This is a genomic window from Bradyrhizobium genomosp. III (assembly GCF_000261705.1).
In the GTDB taxonomy this organism is placed as follows: Bacteria; Pseudomonadota; Alphaproteobacteria; order Rhizobiales; family Xanthobacteraceae; genus Bradyrhizobium; species Bradyrhizobium ottawaense.
Genome location: NZ_AJQF01000226.1, coordinates 1 through 3,655, shown reverse-complemented (window position 1 = coordinate 3,655; position 3,655 = coordinate 1). Strand labels below are relative to the sequence as shown.

4 protein-coding genes, 1 tRNA gene and 1 pseudogene are annotated in these 3,655 nt (G+C 64.4%); all 6 read right to left on the bottom strand.

Going from position 1 to position 3,655, the window contains the following annotated elements; translation table 11 throughout:
• A partial coding sequence (gene pepT, locus IC66_RS0119700) for a tripeptide aminopeptidase PepT (protein WP_038948743.1) occupies window positions 1–763 on the bottom strand: 763 nt, incomplete at its 3' end.
• Between the two features lie 102 nt (window positions 764–865).
• On the bottom strand, window positions 866–1,195 hold the full coding sequence (locus tag IC66_RS0119695) for an HU family DNA-binding protein (RefSeq protein WP_038948742.1): 330 nt from the start codon (window positions 1,193–1,195) through the stop codon (window positions 866–868).
• 203 nt (window positions 1,196–1,398) lie between these two features.
• Window positions 1,399–1,475, bottom strand: a tRNA-Asp gene (locus tag IC66_RS0119690).
• 159 nt (window positions 1,476–1,634) lie between these two features.
• A complete protein-coding gene (locus IC66_RS0119685) occupies window positions 1,635–1,838 on the bottom strand; it encodes a hypothetical protein (protein WP_018320134.1) in 204 nt (67 codons plus the stop codon).
• A 143-nt stretch (window positions 1,839–1,981) separates the two neighbouring features.
• On the bottom strand, window positions 1,982–3,277 hold the full coding sequence (locus IC66_RS0119680) for a spinster family MFS transporter (RefSeq protein WP_028141452.1): 1,296 nt from the start codon (window positions 3,275–3,277) through the stop codon (window positions 1,982–1,984).
• A gap of 60 nt (window positions 3,278–3,337) precedes the next feature.
• A pseudogene (locus IC66_RS0119675) lies at window positions 3,338–3,655 on the bottom strand (aromatic ring-hydroxylating dioxygenase subunit alpha); the annotation flags it as partial.

The window sequence follows — 3,655 nt, the reverse complement described above, 5'->3', positions numbered from 1 at the left end:
CCGCCAGCCGCTCGACGATGGCGGCCGCGATCTTGATCGCGTGCTCCATCTTGCCCTTGGCGTAGCCGGGATGGGCGCTGACGCCGTTGATGGTGATGGTGGCGCCGTCGGCCGAGAACGTCTCGTCCTCGACGCAGCCGGCGCTTTCGCCGTCCATGGTGTAGCCGAAATCGGCACCCAGCTTGTTGATGTCGACATTGTCGACGCCGCGGCCGATCTCCTCGTCCGGCGTGAACAGGATCTTGATGGTGCCGTGCTTCACATCGGGATTGTTGATGAAGAAGTGCGCGGCATCCATGATCTCGGCAACGCCCGCCTTGTTGTCGGCGCCCAGCAGCGTGGTGCCGTCGGTGGTGATGATGTCGTTGCCGATCTGGTTCTTCAGCGCGGGATGCTCATTGAAGCGGATCACCTGGCTGGCATCGCCCGGCAGGGTGATGTCGCCGCCGCGATAGTTCCTCAGAACTTGCGGCTTCACGTCCTTGCCGGTGACGTCGGGCGAAGTGTCCATGTGCGAGCAGAAGCAGATCACCGGCACCTTCTTGTCGGTGTTGGCCGGGATCGTTCCGTAGACGTAGCCGTAATCGTCGAGATGCGCGTCCGCGACGCCCATGGCCTTCAGCTCGGCGGCGAGCACGCGGCCGAGATCCTTCTGCTTCTCGGTCGAGGGCGAGTGAGGGGATTCCGGATCGGACTGGGTGTCGATGGTGACGTAGCGCAGGAAGCGCTCGGTCACGGTATGCGAAAAGGTGAGGGAGGACATTTCTGGTCAAACCGCCGGGGTCAGGGGAGCAGCCGGTATACCAGAAAAGCGGGCCGCGTTGCGGCAGGAAGGAGGTGGGATCAGGCTTAACGAAGAGTAGCTTCAGATCGCCTCTTTCAGTTCCTTGACCGGGCGGAAGGTGACCTTCTTGCTGGCCTTGATGTGGATCGGCTCGCCGGTGGCGGGATTGCGGCCGGTTCGGGCGGCGCGCTTGCGGACCTGGAGGATGCCGAGCCCGACGATGCGGACCCGGTCGCCCTTCCTGAGGTGCTTGGCGATCAAATCGACCATGTCGGTCAGGACCGCCTCGGCGTGCTTTTTCGACAGATCCTGGCTCTCGGCGATATCGGCGGCGAGCTGCTTGAGCGTGATGGTGGCGGGAGCGGCTACCTTCTTCGCCGAATCCTTCTTGGCCGAATCCTTCTTAGCCATGACTGGCCTCCCCGGTTGTCCAATGACAGGGAATCCCTGGAAAAGCCGAGAATGCGTGGGGATCCCTCTAAGTCCTTTGAGACGTAGACGATTCGGGCGCGGGCTGACTATGCCGAGAGTTCCCGCCAGCGGCAGGGAATCGCCGGCGCAGATGCGGCAGAAGTCGAGAAGTTCAAGCTAAGACTATGAAGGGGTTGCCAAAATGGCGCGAGAGACGGGGCTCGAACCCGCGACCTCCGGCGTGACAGGCCGGCGCTCTAACCAACTGAGCTACTCCCGCGTGGTTCGCTCGATGCGCGCGGAACGAGGGGGGAATTAAAGGCGGGGCTGAGTGAAGTCAAGGACGTTGCGCTGGCACGGTGTATCTCGGCTAAGCATTGCTCTGGAAAACGAAAAGGCCGCCCGGAGGCGGCCATCGGTCAGCCCGGAAGAGGACCTTTCAGCGAATCTCGGACGTGCCGGCGCTCGTCACCACCACCGGCTTGCCGGCCTTGATCACGTGGGTGGACTGGGCGGTCTGGCTGTAATCGGCATTGGTGCGGGCTGCGATCCCGAAGGCCGCCACTGTGATGCCAGCCACCAGCGCCACCACCACGATCTTCAGGTGGGTCGCACGATCAGCAGAGTGAATTGAGTGGTTCATCTGAGCCTCCCGACGGGCTTTGCCGCCGTCTATGGGCTCATGTCTTAAGGACCATCTGTTTCCGGATGGTTTCGCGGGTTCCGCAAAATGGTTTCATCTCGCCGCCCGGCCTGTTTCGCCGGGCGGGCCCAACCGGGCCGGTCTCAGGCCGCGGCACGGCCGATGTCGTCCCGGATCGCGCGGGCGGCCCAGATGAACAGGAGTGCGCCGAGCGTGGTCGTGACCGCCGCCGAGAGCAGGGAATAGCGCACGGCCTCTGCGCCATAACTGCCCTTCAGCGCGTCATTGACCATGCCGACCGCGAGCGGGCCGACACCCTGGCCGAAGCAGGTGGCGGTGAGCGCAATCAGCGCGGAGGCGAGCGCGCGCATGCTGGGCTTGGCCACCGTCTGCGCGATCGCGAAGATCGGGCCGAGATGGAAGCCGACCAGGAACGAGGTCAGCGCGAGCATGGCGACCATCATCGCGAAATCCTGCGTCAGCATGCACAGCGCGAACACCGGCCCGGCGAGTCCCGAGGTGATCGCGGGCGCCCACAGCTTCCAGCGGTCGTCGCGGCGGCTGACCTGCGCCACGACGAAACCGCCGAGCAGGGTGCCGGCCATGCCGGCCAGGCCCTTGAAGGTGCCGGCATAGGTGCCGATCTCGGCGCTCGACAGATGATGCACGCGGGCCAGGAACGGCGGGATCCAGGCCGCGGTCGCGTAGTTCGTGTAGGTGGTGAGGCAGAAGCCGATCAGGACGATGATGAAGCTGCGCTGCGAGGCGAGAAAGCGCAGCGTCGGCCCGAGCGGCTCGGGCACGAAACTCTCCTGCATCGCGCCGCGCTTCGGCTCGGAGATCGTCAGCCACAGCACCAGTGCGAGCAGGATGCCGGGCAGGCCAGCGACATAGAAGGCCATCCGCCAGCCATAGTGCTGGTTGACGTAGCCGCCGATGAAATAGCCGAGGAAGACGCCGAGATAGGTGCCGATGGCGTAGATGCCGAGCGCGCGCGGGCGCTCATTCTTGGCGAAGAGGTCGGCGACGATCGATTGCGAGGCCGGCGAGCCCGCGGATTCGCCGACGCCGACGCCGATGCGCGCCAGCGCCAGCGAGGTTACGCTGGTGGCCGCGCCGCACAGCGCGGTCATCGCGCTCCAGAACGCAAAGGCCAACGCCACGATGTTGCGGCGGTTGAGCCGGTCGGCAACACGCGCAATGGGAATGCCGAGCAGGGAATAGAACAGCGCAAAGCCGAAGCCCGCGAGCAGGCCCATCATGGTGTCGCTGAGGGCGAACTCCTTCTTGATCGGCTCGATCAGCACGTTGAAGATCGTGCGGTCGAGGAAGTTCAGCGCGTAGATGATGGTGAGCAGCCCCAGCACGTAATAGCGCCGCGCCGGGGGCTTTGCCGCGGCAGCCGTTTGCACCGACATCTGTGACGTCACATCGACCATCGCTTCCCCCAATCTGTCGTTGTTATCGTTGTCGGTCCAGCTCCGTTTGGAGCTGGTAGATCAGCCTTCGCGGATGTAATTCCCCGCTTCGAATGCGACCGGAGGCGCGCCGGCATCGAACGAGACGCCGATCGGATCGCGGCCCGCGGCGAGCGCATCGAGCTGGTCGCTCAGCATGCGCCGGATCAACAGGATGCCGCGGTCGCTCTGGCCGAAATGCTCCTCGGAATGAACGGTGACCTCGCCCTGGCCGACCTGGGCCTCGTAATCGCCCGGAAATTGCTGGTGCTCTTGCTCGGTCATGTCCCACCAGAACTTACCGTTGAACTTCGAGCGCATGCGGCTGATGTCGCCGGAGTTCTTGACGCGACCGGCGAC